The organism is Clostridium sp. YIM B02506, assembly GCF_022324845.1.
Lineage (GTDB): Bacteria > Bacillota > Clostridia > Clostridiales > Clostridiaceae > Clostridium_T > Clostridium_T intestinale.
This window is the reverse complement of the sequence record NZ_JAKGTG010000007.1, coordinates 133,754-152,147: the sequence shown is the minus strand read 5'-3', so window position 1 is coordinate 152,147 and position 18,394 is coordinate 133,754. Positions and strand designations below refer to the sequence as shown.

Sequence of the window (18,394 nt, the reverse complement as noted above, 5' to 3'; positions counted from 1 at the left end):
CAATGATAAAAATCATAAAGAATGTAGAGCTATATGCACCAAAATATGAAGGTAGGAAAGTTATAGTACTTGCCAATGACAAAATTGAAGGGATTTATGATAGCATTAAAATTCCAAAGGATTTTTTAGAAATTGATGTTATAGATGGAGAGGGCTTTATAGCTGTTCCAGGATTTATTGACTCTCATGTACATATAATGGGAGCTGGTGGGGAAGATGGATTTAAAAGCAGGACGCCAGAAATATCTTTAGGTGAATTTATAAAAGCTGGAACCACTACTGTAGTTGGATGTATAGGAACGGATGGAATCACTAGAAACTTAAAAGCACTTTTAGCTAAAGCTTATGCTTTAGAGGAAGAAGGTATAACAACATATTGTTATACAGGATCTTATGATATACCTGTTATTACAGCTACTGAGAACATTAAAAATGATATAATTCTTCTGCAAAAGGTTATAGGAGTTGGAGAAGTTGCTATAAGTGACAGTAGAAGTTCTCAAGCTACTTATAGTGAGTTTATAAAAGTAGTTGCAGATACTAGAGTAGGCGGACTTTTATCTGGTAAAGCAGGAATTGTAAATATACATTTAGGTAATGGAAATAATAAGATGAACTATCTTTTCAGAGTAAAAGAAGAGGGGGAAATACCTTTAGAGCAATTACTTCCAACTCATGTTAATAGAAATGAGAAACTTTTTATAGATGCTATAAAATATGCTAAGGATGGTGGATATGTAGATTTAACTACAGCCTCTGATCCTGAACACCTAGAACAAGATGAGGTAAAGGCAAGTAATGGACTTAAAAGAATGTTAAGTGAGGGAGTTCCTTTAAAACAAATAAGTTTCTCTTCTGATGGTAATGGTAGTTTACCAGTATTTGATGAAAGAAATCAAATAATAGGTGTAGGTATATGTTTACCAGAATCATTATATAGGGAATTTAAGGATGCTGTATTAATAGAAAAACTACCGCTAGAGGATGTGCTTCAAGTAGTTACTTCTAATGTAGCACATATTTTAAAGTTGGAGAATAAAGGGCTTATAGAAAAAGGTAAAGATGCAGATATTCTTCTTTTAGATAAAGATAATTTAGAAATAGATACTGTTATAGCCAAAGGGAAGATATTAATGAAAAATAAAGAGGTATTAATCAAAGGAACCTTTGAAAAGAGCTGACATATATTTTGTTGACAAATAGAAAAACTAAATCTATAATTAATACCATATAATACCCTAAGGGGGTATAAGGAGGTATAAATATGTTACAAGTAGATGTAAATAATTTTAATGAAGAGGTTAAAGAACACGATGGAGTTGTGGTAGTTGATTTTTGGGCGACTTGGTGTGGTCCATGTAAGATGCTAGCTCCTGTATTAGACTCTCTTTCTCAAGATATGGATGCTGTAAAGTTCGTGAAACTAGATGTTGATAAGAATCCGGCTTTAGCTAACGAGTATGGAGTAACAACAATACCAACTCTAAAGGTATTTAAAAGTGGAGAATTAGTTAACTCTATAACTGGTTTTAAACCTAAAGAGGTTCTTGCAGCCGAACTTAAAAAACACATTTAATATGTTGGGAGATATATTATGAGTGAGAGATATGATATAGCTATTGTTGGAACTGGTCCTGCAGGGCTTTCAGCTGCTATAAATGCCAAAATTAGAAATAAAAATTTTATAATATTTGGAAATAAGGAGTTTAGTACAAAGCTTACTAAAGCTCCTAAAATAAATAACTATTTAGGACTTCCAGGCATAAAAGGTACAGAACTTAAGGATTCTTTTGAAAAGCATATTAAAGAAATGCACATAAGTATTAATTATGAAAGAGTCAATAACATATATGCTATGGGAGATTATTATGCACTAATGGTTAATGATAAGATTTATGAAGCTAGTTCTGTAATCTTAGCTACAGGTGTGGAATATACGAAACCTATTGATGGAGAAGAAAATCTATTAGGCAAGGGTGTTGGATATTGTGCGACCTGTGATGCTCCTTTGTATAAAGGAAAAGTTGTTACCATAGTGGGGTATAATACTGAAAGTGAAGAAGAAGCTAATTATGTAAGTGAGCTGGCTTCAAAAGTTTATTATATACCTATGTATAAAGGAGTTTATGCATTAAGTGAAAAAGTAGAAGTTGTATTTGATACTCCTGAGCAGGTTGTAGGCGAAGGTAAAGTAGAGAAACTTAAACTTAAAAATAGAGAAATCATAACTGATGGAATATTCTTTTTAAGAGATGCTATATCTCCAGATCAATTAGTTCCTGGATTAGAAGTTGAAGATGGACATATTAAAGTTGATAGGAATATGGCTACAAATTTAAAGGGATGTTTTGCAGCAGGTGACTGTGTAGGAAGACCGCACCAGTATATAAAAGCTGCTGGAGAAGGTTTGATAGCTGCGCTTAATGCAGTTTCATATGTAAGTAAATTGTAAAAGGTCGCTATAAGCGACCTTTTTTAAGTACAGAAGAAAACATGATGTCCGATATTAGTTACTTTTTTCTTTTCTACATTCTTCATCCAACTACAAGTTGCTATGGATGGATTGTAGAAGAACAAGGCTTCGTTTGTTGGATCCACTCCTTTAATAGCATCGTAAACAGCAGCGTATGATGCTTCATTAGGAGTTACATTAATCTCTCCATTTACAACACAAGAGAATGCATTTTTTTGCATTATGACTTCTCTTATAGTGTCCGGAAATTTAGGGTCAGTTACCCTGTTTAAAATTACAGATGCAACTGCAATTTTACCCTGCTGAGGTTCCCCTTTTGATTCCGCATGAACAATTTTAGCCATTAAATTTAAGTCGTCTTCTGTAATATACAGAGTTTTGTTGTTGTAAGAAAAAACTTCAACAACTTCTTCTTTTTCCTTGTATAAATCTTTAGTCTCATTTTTATTAATGGTTAATAATCTTCTCTCCCCATTTATGCTGTCAATATCCATAAGACTTATATTGTTGGTCAAATCCTTAGGGACTATTTTCTCTACAGAATATGCCCTGTAACCACCTAAAAAAAAGAAAAAGGTTAAAAAGAAGAATAAAAATAAATAGAATTTCTTCATATTTCTCCTCCTTTTGGATAAACCCTGTTCTAAGGTAGTTTAACCCAAAAAAAGATATTAATACATAAAATTTATTTGATTATAGGAGAATTACTTTCTCTGTATTCGGAAAGTCTTATAGTTAAGTCATCATATTTTGAAAATGGATTTTCATATATGTCTTTAAGTTCCTTATCATAAGAAGGAGAAGAGGATTCTGCAACCAATACCTCTCTCATGGATTCTAAATATATGTCACATAGCTTTATTAACTCTTGTAGCCCTTCAAAACTTGAATAATATTCTGGCGGTATAGATACTTTTGTTATCTCTTCTTTTAGTGTTTTGATATCAGCCTGTTTTATATAAACATCATTAAGTATATTATCTACAGTTGATTTGTTATCATAACATCTTTGAAGAGCTGGTGTTAAGTTCTGACATATTGCTGATAAGGTTGAATAAAATTTATTCATGGAATTAGAGTAATCGGTTGTTATAGAATTAGTAATCTCAGCATTAAGAGATTTTTTAGCAGAGTCAAGTTCTTTAAGTAAAAAAGTTCTATTGTATTTATAAAAAGATTGAAAGTTTTTTATAGTAGAAGAAGTATCATCGTTTGAATAATAACTTTTAATGTCTTCAAGGGTTTCTAATAATGAATTTAGTACGATAATATAATTAGAAGCAGGATTTTTGTTATCTTTTAGTGATATAAAACTAGTAAAGTAAGAGTTATAATTGTTAAGTAGTTCTGAATAGTCTCTATCCTTAGCTTTTAAAGAACTAATCGCATTTAAGTTTTCTTTACATATTTCAACGATATTATCAAAGTCATAATTAACTCCATCTAAATCATTATAGGAGTTGTTAATTGATGAAATAGTAAATGGTATCAATGAAGTGTTTTTAGATTTAGAAAAATAATCAAATCCTATATAAGTAACAAGCATAAACAAGACGATTATAAGAATAATATAATGAAGATTATTTTTAATTTTCATTTAAATCCCCCATTTCTATAATAAGTATATTTAATATTATGTTAATCCTATTGATTTAATGATTACTTTATACAAATTTGTGACAGGAATGATACTAAGAATGTAAAAATTGGTGTATAATCTAAGATATACATAAGGGTTAGCTGGAGGTGAAGAGTTTGAACGAGTTCATAAATTTAACTATTAATACAATTAAAAATATATCAGTTTGGTCCGTTTTAGATATTCTAGTAGTAGCGTATATATTCTATAAATCTTATATGCTTATTAAAGATACTAGAGCTGAGCAGCTTTTGAAAGGAATACTATTTATAGTTGTACTTATTCCTATTAGCTATGTACTTAGATTGAACATGTTATATGTTATTTTGAATAAAACTATTACCATTGGAGTATTAACAATAGTAATAATATTTCAACCTGAAATAAGAAGAGCTTTAGAGCATTTGGGAAGAAGTGCTTTTGATGATATTCATACAGTACAAGATAAAGAAGAAATAAATAAAACTATAAATGAAGTAGTTATTGCAGTAGATGCATTAGCAAAAACTAAAACAGGAGCTTTGATTGTAATTGAACAAAGTACAGGCTTAGGAGACTTTATGGCCAGTGGAACTAGGATAGATGGATTGGTTTCATCGGCTATGCTTGAAAATATCTTTGTAGTTAACACTCCACTACATGATGGTGCTACAATTATTAAAAATAGTAGAATAGTTGCATCTGGATGTGTTTTACCGCTAACCTCAAATAATGATATTAATAAGAAATTAGGAACAAGACATAGAGCAGCAATAGGATTATCTGAAATTTGTGATGCAATAATAATAATAGTATCGGAAGAGACTGGTACCATCTCCTTAGCTATCAATGGAAGATTAACTAGAAATTATGATAAAGAAAAATTAAGGACTATTTTAGTTAAGGTTATAGAAAATAAACAGAGTAAGCGAGTTAAAACAGCAGGAGAAAGGGTGAAAGTATGGATCAGAAAAGTAGTAAAAAACGACAAATAATAATACAACTAATTTGTTTAGTACTTTCCTTCGGATTATGGCTTTACATATCGAATGTAGAAAATCCTGTCACCACCTATAATCTAGATAAGGTACCTGTTGAACTAATAAATGAAACAGCACTTAATAACTCAGGTTTAACTTTATCGCCAAATCAAGTTGTTTATGTAGACTTGAAGCTGGAGGGACCTAGATCAGAGCTTTATTCTGTAAAGAGAGATCAGTTTAAAATAACCGTAGATTTAGGAGATTATGTACTTAAAAAGGGTGAAAACAGCGTACCTGTAGAGATAGTAGATTATCCAGATAATATAAATATTAAAAAGAGTAGTAATTTGAAAGTAAATATAGTGATTGATGAACTTCAGACTAGAAGTGTATCAATAAAGCAGGAGTTAACATTAACAGCTAAAAGTGGATATTATTTAGGGGAGACCACTTTGTCTTATAACAAGGTAAATATATCTGGGCCAGCAGAATATGTTAATTCAGTTCAAAATGTAGTAGCTAAAGGAGAATTTAAAAGTTTAGATTCTGATTTACTCTCTACGGTACAGCTAAAAGCTGTAGATGATGAAAATAAAGTAGTCGAAAATGTAACTATTCAACCATCTACAGTTGATATAACCGTTCCAGTAAGACAGTTAAAGCCGGCTAAAGTAAGCATTAAAACTTCAGGGCAACTAAGGAGTGACTTGGCAATAAAAGCTATAACTCCTTCTAAAACCTATATAGAGTTAAAAGGAGATAAAGACATAACTGATAAAATATCTGAAGTATATACTGAAGCCATAGATTTATCTAAAATAACTACCACAACAGATATCAGCGTAAAGTTAAGTCTACCAGAAGGTGTACAGAGTGTAGATAATACTGTATCTGTAAATGTGGAAGTAGAGAAGATAATCTCTAAGGATTTCTCGGTTTCTCTAATTTCTAAAGGATTAGGAGATAATTATAATTCGGCTTTAAGTAAAACTGAGGTTAAGGTAACTGTAAAAGGTAATGAGAGCAGCGTAAACAAGGTAAATGTTAATATGTTTAAAGGAGAGGTTGATTTAACTTCTTTAATAGAAGGAAGTTATGATATTTCACCTAAGATAACTTTTGATAATTCAATAGAGAATATAACTATAACATCTAATGATAAAGTTAAAGCTACTATAACAAAAAAAGAACAGTAGTTTTAGAGGAGGAAATATGTCAATTAGGATAAATAATTTAAGCTTAAATATAGAAGAGGATACTTCATTATTAAAAAAAAAGGTGGCTAAAAAATTAAATATACCTTTAAGTGATGTACCAGAAATAAAAATAGTGAAGGAATCAATTGATGCTAGAAAAAAAGATTTAATAAAATTTAATTATTGTATAGATGTAGAAATAGAAAATGAGATGTCAATTGTAAACAAGCTTAAAGATAAAGATGTAAAGCTAGAGGATATGGACTATAGTGATAATTTAAGTATTGGTGATAAAAAGCTAAAAAATAGACCTGTAGTTATAGGAATGGGACCAGCTGGTTTGTTTGGAGCACTTTTATTAGCTAGAAATGGATATAAGCCTATCGTATTTGAACGTGGAGAAGAAGTTAATAAAAGAAGCAAAACTGTAGAACTATTTTGGGAAAAGGGAATACTAAATAAGGAATCTAATGTTCAATTTGGAGAAGGTGGAGCAGGAACATTCTCAGACGGAAAATTAACTACAAGAATAAAAGACTACAGATGTGATTATGTATTGCAGGCATTGGTTAAAGGTGGAGCTTCAGAGGAGATTTTATATAAAGCTAAACCTCATGTAGGAACAGATGTATTAAAGAAGGTTGTTGAGAAAATAAGAAATGAAATTATAGAGTTAGGTGGAGAAGTTCATTTTAACTCACTACTTAAAGATATAACAATAGAAAATGGAAAAGTTAAAGCTATAAAAGTAAATGAGGATATTATACCTTGTGAAAGATTGATACTTGCAATAGGACATAGCTCAAGAGATACTTACGAAATGCTTCATAAAATAGGTGTTGACATGGCACAAAAACCTTTTGCAATAGGGGTAAGAGTTGAGCATCCTCAAGAGCTTATAGATAGGAATCAATATGGTAAATATGCTGGACATCCAAGATTAAAGGCAGCTGAATATAGATTAACACATAAAGGTGAAAAAACAGGAAGAGGAATATATTCTTTCTGCATGTGCCCAGGAGGGTTAGTTGTTGCAACAGCTTCTGAGGAAAATAGATTAGTTACTAATGGCATGAGTTATAATTCTAGAAGTGAAGAAAATGCAAATTCGGCTATTGTTGTGACAGTAGGACCAGAAGACTTTGATACAAAATCGCCTTTATCAGGAATAGAATTTCAAAGAAAATATGAACAACTAGCTTACGAGGCTGGTGGCGGGGATTACATAGCTCCAGTACAATTAGTGGGAGATTTCTTAAGAGGAGAAAGATCAAAACTTATTGGAAATGTTAAACCGAGCTATATGCCTGCTTATGAGTTAACTGATATGAGTAAATGTCTACCAAGCTATGTTATTGATGGATTGAAAGAAGGATTAACGGCTTTTGATAGAAAGATAAAAGGTTTTGGGGATAAAGATGCTGTAATGACAGGCATTGAAACTAGAACATCAGCACCTGTTAGGATGAAAAGAAATGAAAAACTTGAAAGTGTATCTGTAGAAGGACTATATCCAACAGGAGAAGGTGCGGGTTTTGCTGGTGGAATAATATCAGCAGCTGTAGATGGAATAAAAGCAGCTGAGAATATAATTAAAGAGTTTAAGCCAATTTAATATTAACTAGGTAATTAGTAAAAATTAATTGCCTAGTTAAAAAAGATTAATTTAAATATTCTGAAAAAAGGAGCTTTAGTATTTTTTTCTGATAGAATAGAGATAGGAAAAAATTTTACTCTTTATTGTTATAAAATTAACAATAAATATGGATTATAATTAATAATATTCTAAAAAATGCTAATTAAACATTGAAATATTAATAAATTTATAAAAGAGGTGTAATACATGAGCAAAAACTTTGATGAATTATTATCAAAATTACAAAGTGTAAGCAGAAAAAAAGTAGCTGTAGCTGTAGCTCAAGATGAACCAGTACTTGAAGCTATAAAAGTTGCTAAAGAGCAAGGAATTGCAGATGCTATATTAGTTGGGGATAAGGGGAAAATTGAAAAAATAGCTAAAACGTTAGATATGGATTTAACTAAATTTGAAATTATCCACGAAGCAGATGCAAAAAAAGCAGCTTTATTTGCAGTTCAGTTAGTTTCTACAGGTAGAGCGGATATGCTTATGAAAGGATTAGTAGATACAGCAACTTTTTTAAGAAGTGTTTTAAATAAAGAGGTTGGATTAAGAACGGGTAAATTAATGTCTCATGTAGCTGTTTTTGATATAGATAAGTTTGATAGACTTTTATTTTTAACAGATGCAGCATTTAATACTTACCCAGATTTAAAAGCAAAAGTTGATATAATAAACAATTCAGTTAAGGTGGCTCATGCATGTGGCATAGAAGTACCTAAGGTTGCACCAATATGTGCAGTTGAAGTAGTTAATACCGATATGAAAGCAACTATAGATGCAGCTATGTTATCAAAAATGAGTGAAAGAGGACAAATTAAGGGATGTATAGTTGATGGTCCTTTAGCACTTGATAATGCACTTTCAGAGGAAGCGGCTCAGCATAAGAATATAAATAGTCCAGTAGCAGGAAAAGCAGATGTATTTTTGCTTCCAGATATAGAAACAGCAAATGTTATGTATAAATGCTTAACATATCTATCTCACTCAAGAAATGGGGGCTGTTTAGTAGGAACTTCATCACCAGTTATATTAACTTCTAGAGCAGACTCTGTTGAAACTAAAGTTAATTCAATAGCTTTAGCTGCATTAGTAGCAGAAAGTAAATAATTATAAGGGAGATGCTATCATGGCTTATAAATTACTAATAATAAATCCTGGTTCTACTTCAACTAAAATAGGTGTTTATGAAAATGAAAAGGAAGTTTTTGAGAAAACACTAAGACATTCTGCAGAAGAAATAGGTAAATACGAATCTATATATGCTCAAAAAGATTTTAGAAAAGGAATAATACTTGAAGCATTAAAAGAAAATAATTTTGATATAGAAACTTTAAGTGCTATAGTAGGTAGAGGTGGAATGCTTAAACCTATCCCTGGTGGTACTTATGAAGTAAATGAAACTTTACTTGAAGATTTAAAGCTAGCTAAATATGGACAACATGCTTCTAACTTAGGCGCTATATTAGCTAATGAAATCGCTAAAGAAGTCGGGGTAAGAGCATTTATAGTTGATCCGGTTGTCGTTGATGAATTAGAGGATGTAGCAAGATTTTCAGGAGTTCCAGAACTGCCAAGAAAATCAATATTCCATGCTTTAAATCAAAAAGCTGTAGCTAAAAGATATGCAAAAGAGCAAGGAAAGGCTTATGAAGATGTTAACTTAGTAGTAGTTCATATGGGCGGAGGAGTATCTGTAGGTGCTCATAAAGCTGGTAGAATTATAGATGTAAATAATGCATTAGATGGAGAAGGTCCATTCTCTCCAGAAAGAGCTGGGTCTACTCCAGCTGGAGACTTAATAAAACTATGCTTCAGTGGAAAGTATACACAAGCAGAACTTTATAAGAAAATAGTAGGTAATGGTGGGTATGTAGCATATCTAGACACTAATGATGCTAGAGTAGTAGAGGATGCTGTTAAAGCTGGTGACGAAAAATCTACAGCTATATATAATGCTTTTGCATATCAAGTTTGTAAAGCAATAGGTGAATATGCAGTTGTACTTGATGGAAAAGTGGATGCTATTATTCTAACTGGAGGAATAGCGTATAGTAAGGATATAGTTAGGGATGTAACTAAAAAAGCAGGTTGGATAGCTCCAATAATAGTTTATCCAGGAGAAGATGAACTTTTAGCCTTAGCTCAAGGGACTATAAGAGTATTAGATAACGAAGAAAAAGCAAAAGAATATAAATAATATAAAATGAGGAGGTTTTCTGCAAAATGCAGAAAACCTCTTTTAAATTTTTATTGTATAGGGTTTTCTATTAGAGTAGTAAATATAAAACTATGCTTATGGCATTCTGATACAGTTGTAAATCCTTGAACTAGATGTACATGCTTTCCTCCACCTACATCTATAGCTGGACCGGTAACTACACAGATACCATGAAAGTGATCAGAAAAATAGTCTGTATTAACAGAAATCTTATGAACATGTGAATTTCCATAAGGAATAGCTTGACTAGTAACCCCTGCAAAACGATGGTTATGAACACCACCAACATAGTTAGCTAGTCTAGTACTTCCCAAAAATTCATGAACATGTCTTTGTCTCTCACATTTATCTTCGCATTTATCTTCACAATCACAATCATATTCACATATTTTAAAGCACTTAGGTTTACATTTCTTTCTTCTGCAATCACAATTACTATCTTGTAAATCAGAAAAATCGTCTAAAGAATTCATAAAATCGGAAATTGTATTATTAATCATGGCGCACCTCCATTGTTAAGTAATATATTATATGAATCATGTCACAATATGTTGAAAGATATATCTAATAAAGATACTGTAAGTTTTTATTAATAAGCAAATAAGAAAAAGTTAAGATATTAATAACTATATTGAAAGAAATTAAGGGTAACATTATTAATGAACTATTAATTTTATTAGATTTTATATACAGGGAGGAAAATATGAAAGTTTTAGAAGTAAAGAATCTTAAAAAAAGATTAGGAAAAAGAGAAATAATAAAAGATATTTCTTTTGAGGTAGAAGAAGGAGAGATATTTGGGTTTCTAGGACCAAATGGAGCAGGTAAAACAACTACTATAAGAATGCTTGTAGGTCTTATAGCGCCAAATGAAGGGCATATAATGATAACAGGACATGATATACAAAAAGAAAGAGAGAAGGCTTTAGCTAACCTAGGAGCTGTAGTTGAAAATCCAGAGCTATATGGGTATTTATCAGGAAGAGAAAACTTAATGCAGATAGCTAGAATAAGAAAAATACCTAAAAAAGACGTTGAAGAAATAATAGATCTAATAGGTTTGGGAACTAGAATAGAGGATAAAGTTAAGAAATATTCTTTAGGAATGAAACAAAGATTAGGACTTGGAGCTGCTTTGCTTGGTAATCCTAAACTTATGATCTTAGATGAACCTACCAATGGATTAGACCCATCAGGAATATTAGATTTTAGAGAAATAGTAAAAAAAGCTGCTAAAGAAAGAGGTATGTCTGTTTTTGTTTCTTCACATATATTAAGTGAGGTACAACACTTATGTGACAGAGTAGCTTTTATAAATGGAGGGGAGATAAAGTCTGTAGAAAAAATAAATGAAGATGGATTGGCAACAGAAAAAGAAACTTTAGTTGTTGTTACAACAGCAGATGATAAAGCTATGAGTCTAATGAAGGACTTAAAGTTTGTAAATAGTGTAAATATATTTGATAGCCAAGTTGTGGTTTCTGTGCCCAAAGGATATTCTCCTAAACTTGTACAACAATTAGTCAAGGAAGATATAGAGATAGTAGAGGTTTATAAGAGACATAAAGGGTTAGAACAAAGATATATGGAACTTGTTGAAGGAGGAGTAAGATAATGCTATTTACGTTAATAAGGAATGAATTAAAAAAAATATTCAGTAGAGGAAAGACATATGTAATATCAATACTATTTGTAGCTTTTGTAGCCATGCTTTTTGTTGGTAGCTATATTAATGAAAAAAGAATGAATCAAATAAATTCCCCAGAAGGTAGAGTGAGTCAACTACAGGAAAACAATAAGTGGATGGAAGAAGATCTTAAGAATTTAGATTCAAATTCCAGTTCAGATGTTTCATTAGAAACAAGGAAATTGCAAATGAAAGAGCAAATAGAAAAGAATAAAACTACTATCGATACACTAAAGAAACAAATAGATAATGGAACAATTAAAGATAACTGGAAAGATGAGTTAAATATTCAGATAGATGACTTAAAAGATCAGCTAAAGGATGAAACCCTTCCAAATAGATATAAAGCAAGCATACAATCAGATTTAGACAAACTTAACTATTATAAGGACAACAATTTAAAACCAATAAACTCATGGGATGTAACAGGCTTTAATTTTATGGATACAGTTATGTCGGCTTTGGGGATGATATTTTTAGCTGTAGGGATAGCTTTATTTATGAGTGATATGGTATCGGGAGAATTTACTCCAGCAACCATGAAGTTTTTACTTATTCAGCCAGTATCTAGAGGTAAAGTTTTATTATCAAAGTTTATAGCTGTAGTAATAAGTTGTGTAACTTTAATACTATCTATTGAGACTGTTGCCTTTTTACTAGTTGGATTGTTAAGAGGATTCGGATATTCAGGAGTGCCAACTATGTTTGGTGCTAGATATGAATTTGATATGAGTCAGCTTCAGGATGGCGTGCATCCTTTAGTTCAGATAGCTGGAACGGGTGAACAAATACCTCTTTGGAATTTTACGATAAGAACATTCTTTATGCAGGCACTATTTATAATAGCATGTTGTGCATTTGTGTTTTTAGTATCATCTTTAGTTAAAACTAGTATGATATCAATGGCAGTAACAACATCGATAACTGTACTTATTCAAATACTTACAGAAATATTATCCCCTATGAAGAAGATATCTCATTACCTATTCACTACTTATGGTGATGCTAGCCAAATATTAAGTGGGCGTATTGCATTACAATATAATAATCCGAATATAACTATAGGTTTTAGTATAGGTTTACTTTTGATAAGTACGATTGTTTTCTACATCATTTCTCACGTAACATTTACAAAGAGAGATATATTAATATAATAAGTAAGGTTTTATTCCTCTATAATTGGATAAAATTATGATATAATAAAAATTATAATTATAGAAATTTAGGAGGAATAAAATATGAGTTTAAATTGGAGTTTAGAAGAGCTATATTCATCTTTTGAAAGTAATGAATTTAAAGGTGATCTTCAAAAAACAAATACATTAATAGAAGACTATAACTCATGGGTTAATAATACAACTACAAGTTATGATAATGTAATAGATAAACTGCATGAATATATAAACAAAACAAGTTCTTTGAAAAATTTCTTTTTCAAGTTAGGATCATTTATAGAGCTTTCTTTAAGTGTTAATACTAAAAACACTGAGGCTCTAAAGGCTTCAGATATACTTAATCAAAATGTAAGTAATATGGCAGAGTCAGATGCGAAGATAGAGAAATGGATAGGAGGAATATCTAATATAGATGAGCTTCTAGAAAAATCGCCTTTCCTGAAAGAATATGAATTTTTCTTAAAAGAAAAAGTTGAGCTAAACAAGTACATTTTAAGTGAAAAAGAAGAGAAAGTTATAGCGAAAATGCAAAATACAGGTTCTAATGCTTGGTTAAAGCTTAAAGATTCTTTAATATCAAATCACAGAGTTGAGTTGAATATTAAAGGTAAAAAGAAGGAAGTGCCCCTTACAGTTGTTTTAAACATGGCTCATGATAAAGATAAAGAAGTTAGAAAAGTAGCTTATGAAGCTGAGATTGAATCTTATAAAAAGATAGAAGATGGGGTAGCTGCGGCCTTAAATGCAATTAAGGGGGAAGTTCTAACTATAAGTGATTTAAGAGGATATAAATCCCCTTTAGAAATGTCTTTAATTAATTCAAGGATGGATGAAGAGTCTTTAAATGCTATGCTTGAAGCTATGAAGGAATCTCTACCTATTTTCAGAAAGTATTTAAGAAAAAAAGCAGAACTATTAGGATATAAAAACGGACTTCCTTTCTATGAACTTTATGCACCAATTTCAGATGCTGATATGGAGTTTTCTTATGAAAAGGGAAAGAAGTTTGTTGAAGATAATTTTAGAACATTTAGTGATAATTTAGCTAATTTTGCTAAAATGGCTTTTGATAAGAACTGGATAGATGTTATGCCTAAAGAAGGTAAGGTTGGAGGAGCTTTTTGCGAAAATCTTCATTTTCTAGGAGAAAGCAGATTCTTATTAAATTATGGGAACTCCTTTAATGACGTTGTTACAATGGCCCATGAATTAGGTCACGGTTTTCATGGAGAATGTCTTAAAAATGAAGCGGTACTTAATGCAGATTATCCTATGCCTATAGCGGAGACAGCTTCAACTTTTTGTGAAACAATAGTGATGAAAGCTGGTATAAAAGCTGGAAGCAAAGAAGAAGCTCTATCTATATTAGAAACAGAAATAAGTGGTTGCACACAAGTAATTGTTGATATATATTCAAGATTTTTATTTGAAAGTGAATTGTTTGAGAGAAGAAAAAATGGAGCATTATCAGCTAAAGAAATAAAAGAAATTATGGTGAACGCTCAAAGAGAGGCATATGGTGATGGATTAGATCCAGAATATTTACATCCTTATATGTGGACTTGGAAACCTCATTATTATTATGCAAACAGTAATTTTTATAATTTCCCTTATGCATTTGGATTATTATTCTCAAAAGGTCTTTATGCAGAGTATCTAAAAAGTGGAAAAGACTTCCCAAAAGTTTATGAAGAACTTTTATCAATTACAGGAAAAAATAAGTTAGCAGATGTTACTAAGGTAATGAACATTGATATAAGAAATGTAGATTTTTGGAGAGCTTCCCTTAAAACTATTGAAGAAGATATTGAGGAATTTATTAAATTAAGTTAAGAGGTGTATTATGAGATCTTCATTAAATATTACTAACAAGCTTACTATGCTTAGTGATATGGCAGGTGATTCTGTTTTTCAAGTTCTTGAGTATGATGCTCTAGAAGGAGGAAATAGGATAGAAGATGCTATAAAATTTAAGTTTATGAAAGATTCTGGGATTAAGCTTAAACAAGTAAGGATACTTTTAGATAGTAGTGCAGTAACTCTTGAATCTGGTGTATTAAGCTATATGAAGGGTGATATAGAAATACACTCTAATGTAGGGGGAGTATTAGGCCTTGGTAAGAAATTTTTTGCTAGTAAGGTCACAGGAGAAACCATGTTTAAGCCAATGTACAAAGGAACAGGGGAAATGTTTTTAGAGCCCTCCTTTGGACATTTTGCACTATTAGAGCTTGAAGATGAAGAGATAATAGTTGATGATGGACTTTTTTTTGCGTGTGAAAGTAATGTAGAAGTAGGGGTTTCTAGAGTTAAGAGTTTAAGTTCAATGGCTCTTGGAAATGAAGGATATTTTCAAACTAAACTTTCAGGAAGTGGAATTATAGTACTAGAGATTCCTGTACCAGAAAAAGAAGTCTTTAAGTGTACATTGATAGATGATACACTTAAGGTTGATGGTAATTTTGTTATGCTTAGAAGCGGAAATATAGATTTTACAGTAGAAAAAGCAGCTAAATCTATAGTAGGTTCAGTAACATCTGGTGAAGGGTTTTTGAACGTATATAGAGGCACTGGGCAAGTATGGCTTATTCCCACTAAATCTGTTTATGATAAATTGGCAATGGAGCCACTTCAAAATCAAAGCAATCCTCAGGGAAATAGCAATACTGAAGTATAGTTGCCCCTCTGTCCTGTAGAAGTTCGAAGAACTTCATTAAAGTCCTTAAAAACTTAAAAAAGAAAAGTGTTTACATTGACGATTCCCTTTTATTTTGTATAATAATAAGTGGATTGAATTACTTAATGAAAGAGTGAGGTAAATTTTTATGGATAGAATGTTTGGAACAGATGGTGTTAGAGGAATAGCAAATACTGAGCTTACAGCAACTTTAGCTTATAACTTAGGAAGAGCAGGAGCTTATGTATTAACAGAAGGAACTCATAAACCTAAGATATTAGTTGCAAAAGATACTAGAATATCAGGAGATATGTTAGAATCTGCATTAGTTGCAGGAATACTTTCGGTAGGTGCAGAAGCTGTATGTTTAGATGTAATTCCTACCCCAGCAGTTGCCTATTTGACTAGAAAATATGGGGCTGATGCTGGTGTAATGATATCTGCTTCCCATAATCCAGTTGAATATAATGGAATTAAATTTTTTGATGATAAGGGATTAAAACTTTCAGATGAATTGGAAGATGAAATTCAAAGAGTTATAGAAAATAATTTTGAAGATGTACCATCACCAACAGGAGAAAACCTAGGCAGAAAAATTCATGAAATTGCTGCTTTAGAACATTATATAGATTTTGCAAAAGATACAATATCTGTAGATTTAAAAGGATTAAAGGTAGCGTTAGACTGTGCAAATGGAGCTGCTTATGAAGCTGCTGTAAAATGTTTTAGAGAATTAGGAGCAGATGTTTATGTTATAAATAATACTCCAGATGGAACTAATATAAATGAAAACTGTGGATCAACTCATACAGAAGAACTTATGGACTATGTGGTAAGGAAAGGCTGTGATGTTGGATTCGCTTTTGACGGAGATGCAGATAGATGTTTAGCTGTAGATGAAAAAGGAAATCTTGTTAATGGAGATTTCATAATGACTATATGCGCAAAACATCTTAAAGAACTTGGAAGACTAAAAGATGACACTTTAGTTGTAACGGTTATGAGTAATTTAGGACTTATGATTGCTTGCGAAAAAGAAGGGATAAAAACTTCTATAACTAAGGTTGGAGATAGATATGTATTAGAGGAAATGCTTAAGAGTGGTCATGTATTAGGTGGAGAACAATCTGGACATGTAATTTTCCTTGATTATAATACTACTGGGGATGGATTAGTAACTGCACTTCAAATAGCCTCAACCATAAAAAGAAGCAAAAAAAGTTTAAGTGAGTTAGCTAAGATAATGAAGGACTTACCTCAAGTATTAATTAATGCTAAGGTTCCAAATGATAAAAAAGATATTCATGAAAAAGATACTGAAATTAAAAATGAAATAGAAAAAATAGAAAAAGCCCTTCATGGATGTGGAAGAGTTCTAATAAGACCTTCAGGCACAGAACCTCTAGTAAGAGTTATGCTAGAAGGAGAAAATCAAGAAGAGATAGATAAGATGGCTAAAGAACTAGGAGCTCTAATAGAGCAAAAAGCTAATAGTTAGAAACGTTAAAAGGCTGAGTTAAGAAATTAACTCAGCCTTTTAACATTGGGGGACTTGAAACATGAAATCAAGTCATATATATTATAACATAATAAGTAGAATTATCATAACCTCATGGGGTTAAGGATAGAATAGATAAGTACAGAGAAAACGATAAGAGTAAAAGAAAATCGACAAAAATAGACACGAAAAATAGAGGTTTTTACGAACATAAATTAAAGCTTTAGATAAATAATTCACAAGAGATTATTCTGATTAGTAAGAAAATTGTGGATTTTAGATATTAATTTATTAAGAAAAATGAATAAATATTATTAAATAAATAAAGAATAAAGAATGTGTTGACTAAATTCATATCAGAGAGTACAATAAATTAAAAATAAGGATTTATTAAGTTAATATTTAGTAGTAAAAAGAAATGCTAAGAAGGAGACTTTTGTTTGGAATTTAAAGTTTCAGAGAGTCGGTGGTTGGTGAAAACCGATACTTTTACTAGACAGATATCACTCCAGAGCAGAGTCCAGAAAACTAATTTCATTAATTAGTGAGTAAGCGATCTCCGGTAAGCCCCGTTAAAAGCAAGGGTTTGTTAGAACCGAGTGATATTATACTAAAGGCGGTATATAGAATGATTATATTCCCACCTATAATGATTATATCATTAAGGTGGGTTTTATTTACACAAAAAAAGGGGGATTACTATGGATAAACATGTTTTATCAGTAGTTGTAAAGAATTATTCTGGTGTACTTAGTAGGGTTGCGGGGCTATTTTCTAGAAGAGGATATAACATTGATAGTTTAACCGTAGGAAGAACCGAAAATCCAGAGTTATCTAGAATGACTATAACTATGAATGGGGACAGTGATATCGTAGAGCAAGTTAAAAATCAATTAGCTAAGCTTGAAGATGTAAAAAAAGTTATAGAATTAGATCCAGATTCTTCTGTTTATAGAGAATTGGTTCTCATAAAGGTAAATGCAGATGTTAATCAAAGAGCAGCTATAAATGAGATAGTTAAGATTTTTAGATGTAAGGTTATAGACATTTCCATGGAGACTTTAACTATTGAACTAACTGGGGATGAAAGTAAAGTAGCAGCACTTATTAAACTAATGGATGACTATGGTATAAAAGAAATAGTTAGAACTGGTCTTACAGCACTAGAAAGAGGAGAAAAAGATATAAGCTCTCATTCTGAATATTTTGAAACTTAATTTGGGGAAA

Annotated in this window: 17 protein-coding genes; 14 read left to right on the top strand and 3 right to left on the bottom strand. The window is 31.3% G+C overall.

All coding sequences use genetic code 11. The features are described 5' to 3' along the window. The first annotated feature begins 2 nt into the window (after window positions 1–2). From iadA to L1S49_RS08150, 3 genes are all read left to right on the top strand, one after another. Window positions 3–1,181 carry a beta-aspartyl-peptidase gene (iadA, locus tag L1S49_RS08160; RefSeq protein ID WP_238903465.1) on the top strand — a complete coding sequence of 393 codons (1,179 nt, stop codon included), beginning with the start codon at window positions 3–5 and terminating at the stop codon, window positions 1,179–1,181. Between the two features lie 83 nt (window positions 1,182–1,264). Beyond that, complete coding sequence (gene trxA, locus L1S49_RS08155) at window positions 1,265–1,576, top strand: thioredoxin (protein WP_021800208.1); 312 nt, start codon at window positions 1,265–1,267, stop codon at window positions 1,574–1,576. 18 nt (window positions 1,577–1,594) lie between these two features. Then, entirely contained in the window at window positions 1,595–2,452 is an 858-nt protein-coding gene (locus tag L1S49_RS08150) for an NAD(P)/FAD-dependent oxidoreductase (RefSeq protein WP_238903463.1), read from the top strand. A 23-nt stretch (window positions 2,453–2,475) separates the two neighbouring features. On the opposite strand, the gene L1S49_RS08145 is transcribed toward L1S49_RS08150, so the two are convergent. Next, the gene (locus tag L1S49_RS08145) at window positions 2,476–3,087 is read right to left on the bottom strand and encodes a cell wall hydrolase (RefSeq protein ID WP_021800209.1); all 612 of its coding nucleotides are present in this window, start codon (window positions 3,085–3,087) and stop codon (window positions 2,476–2,478) included. A 71-nt stretch (window positions 3,088–3,158) separates the two neighbouring features. Then, window positions 3,159–4,070, bottom strand: a complete 912-nt coding sequence (locus L1S49_RS08140) for a hypothetical protein (RefSeq protein ID WP_238903461.1) — start codon at window positions 4,068–4,070, stop codon at window positions 3,159–3,161. Window positions 4,071–4,228: 158 nt separating this feature from the next. On the opposite strand from L1S49_RS08140, the gene cdaA reads away from it, so the two are divergent. The 5 genes from cdaA to buk all read left to right on the top strand — a co-directional run bounded on the left by cdaA (window position 4,229) and on the right by buk (window position 10,109). Continuing rightward, entirely contained in the window at window positions 4,229–5,086 is an 858-nt protein-coding gene (cdaA, locus tag L1S49_RS08135; protein ID WP_021800212.1) for a diadenylate cyclase CdaA, read from the top strand. After that, a complete protein-coding gene (locus tag L1S49_RS08130; RefSeq protein ID WP_238903458.1) occupies window positions 5,053–6,270 on the top strand; it encodes a CdaR family protein in 1,218 nt (405 codons plus the stop codon). The genes cdaA and L1S49_RS08130 overlap by 34 nt, the downstream gene beginning before the upstream one ends. Window positions 6,271–6,286: 16 nt before the next feature. Beyond that, window positions 6,287–7,885, top strand: a complete 1,599-nt coding sequence (locus tag L1S49_RS08125) for an FAD-dependent protein (RefSeq protein WP_238903456.1) — start codon at window positions 6,287–6,289, stop codon at window positions 7,883–7,885. 228 nt (window positions 7,886–8,113) lie between these two features. Beyond that, entirely contained in the window at window positions 8,114–9,019 is a 906-nt protein-coding gene (gene ptb, locus L1S49_RS08120) for a phosphate butyryltransferase (protein WP_238903455.1), read from the top strand. 19 nt (window positions 9,020–9,038) lie between these two features. Then, the gene (gene buk / locus L1S49_RS08115) at window positions 9,039–10,109 is read left to right on the top strand and encodes a butyrate kinase (RefSeq protein WP_238903454.1); all 1,071 of its coding nucleotides are present in this window, start codon (window positions 9,039–9,041) and stop codon (window positions 10,107–10,109) included. A gap of 50 nt (window positions 10,110–10,159) precedes the next feature. Here the strand turns inward: buk and L1S49_RS08110 are convergent, their stop codons facing one another. Further along, window positions 10,160–10,519, bottom strand: coding sequence for a YmaF family protein (locus L1S49_RS08110; protein ID WP_238903478.1), 360 nt, complete (start codon window positions 10,517–10,519; stop codon window positions 10,160–10,162). Between the two features lie 314 nt (window positions 10,520–10,833). On the opposite strand from L1S49_RS08110, the gene L1S49_RS08105 reads away from it, so the two are divergent. From L1S49_RS08105 to ilvN, 6 genes are all read left to right on the top strand, one after another. Next, the gene (locus tag L1S49_RS08105; protein WP_238903453.1) at window positions 10,834–11,745 is read left to right on the top strand and encodes an ABC transporter ATP-binding protein; all 912 of its coding nucleotides are present in this window, start codon (window positions 10,834–10,836) and stop codon (window positions 11,743–11,745) included. After that, window positions 11,745–12,971: an ABC transporter permease subunit gene (locus L1S49_RS08100; RefSeq protein WP_238903452.1), complete on the top strand. Its 1,227-nt coding sequence runs from the start codon at window positions 11,745–11,747 to the stop codon at window positions 12,969–12,971. The genes L1S49_RS08105 and L1S49_RS08100 overlap by 1 nt, the downstream gene beginning before the upstream one ends. Window positions 12,972–13,055: 84 nt before the next feature. Then, a complete protein-coding gene (locus tag L1S49_RS08095) occupies window positions 13,056–14,825 on the top strand; it encodes a M3 family oligoendopeptidase (protein WP_238903451.1) in 1,770 nt (589 codons plus the stop codon). A gap of 10 nt (window positions 14,826–14,835) precedes the next feature. Then, a complete protein-coding gene (locus tag L1S49_RS08090; RefSeq protein ID WP_238903450.1) occupies window positions 14,836–15,669 on the top strand; it encodes an AIM24 family protein in 834 nt (277 codons plus the stop codon). Between the two features lie 148 nt (window positions 15,670–15,817). Next, window positions 15,818–17,167 (top strand): phosphoglucosamine mutase, encoded by a 1,350-nt coding sequence (gene glmM, locus L1S49_RS08085; protein ID WP_021800222.1) that lies wholly within the window; start codon window positions 15,818–15,820, stop codon window positions 17,165–17,167. Window positions 17,168–17,868: 701 nt separating this feature from the next. After that, window positions 17,869–18,384 carry an acetolactate synthase small subunit gene (gene ilvN / locus L1S49_RS08080; RefSeq protein WP_073021422.1) on the top strand — a complete coding sequence of 172 codons (516 nt, stop codon included), beginning with the start codon at window positions 17,869–17,871 and terminating at the stop codon, window positions 18,382–18,384. Window positions 18,385–18,394 lie beyond the last annotated feature (10 nt).

Coding starts and splice junctions, on each gene's coding strand:
- L1S49_RS08140 (WP_238903461.1), bottom strand. CDS start 4,070: ATGAAAATTAAAAATAATCTTCATTATATTATTCTTATAATCGTCTTG.
- L1S49_RS08100 (WP_238903452.1), top strand. CDS start 11,745: ATGCTATTTACGTTAATAAGGAATGAATTAAAAAAAATATTCAGTAGA.
- L1S49_RS08145 (WP_021800209.1), bottom strand. CDS start 3,087: ATGAAGAAATTCTATTTATTTTTATTCTTCTTTTTAACCTTTTTCTTT.
- L1S49_RS08150 (WP_238903463.1), top strand. CDS start 1,595: ATGAGTGAGAGATATGATATAGCTATTGTTGGAACTGGTCCTGCAGGG.
- glmM (WP_021800222.1), top strand. CDS start 15,818: ATGGATAGAATGTTTGGAACAGATGGTGTTAGAGGAATAGCAAATACT.
- iadA (WP_238903465.1), top strand. CDS start 3: ATGATAAAAATCATAAAGAATGTAGAGCTATATGCACCAAAATATGAA.
- L1S49_RS08130 (WP_238903458.1), top strand. CDS start 5,053: ATGGATCAGAAAAGTAGTAAAAAACGACAAATAATAATACAACTAATT.
- L1S49_RS08105 (WP_238903453.1), top strand. CDS start 10,834: ATGAAAGTTTTAGAAGTAAAGAATCTTAAAAAAAGATTAGGAAAAAGA.
- trxA (WP_021800208.1), top strand. CDS start 1,265: ATGTTACAAGTAGATGTAAATAATTTTAATGAAGAGGTTAAAGAACAC.
- L1S49_RS08090 (WP_238903450.1), top strand. CDS start 14,836: ATGAGATCTTCATTAAATATTACTAACAAGCTTACTATGCTTAGTGAT.
- L1S49_RS08095 (WP_238903451.1), top strand. CDS start 13,056: ATGAGTTTAAATTGGAGTTTAGAAGAGCTATATTCATCTTTTGAAAGT.
- ptb (WP_238903455.1), top strand. CDS start 8,114: ATGAGCAAAAACTTTGATGAATTATTATCAAAATTACAAAGTGTAAGC.
- L1S49_RS08125 (WP_238903456.1), top strand. CDS start 6,287: ATGTCAATTAGGATAAATAATTTAAGCTTAAATATAGAAGAGGATACT.
- ilvN (WP_073021422.1), top strand. CDS start 17,869: ATGGATAAACATGTTTTATCAGTAGTTGTAAAGAATTATTCTGGTGTA.
- buk (WP_238903454.1), top strand. CDS start 9,039: ATGGCTTATAAATTACTAATAATAAATCCTGGTTCTACTTCAACTAAA.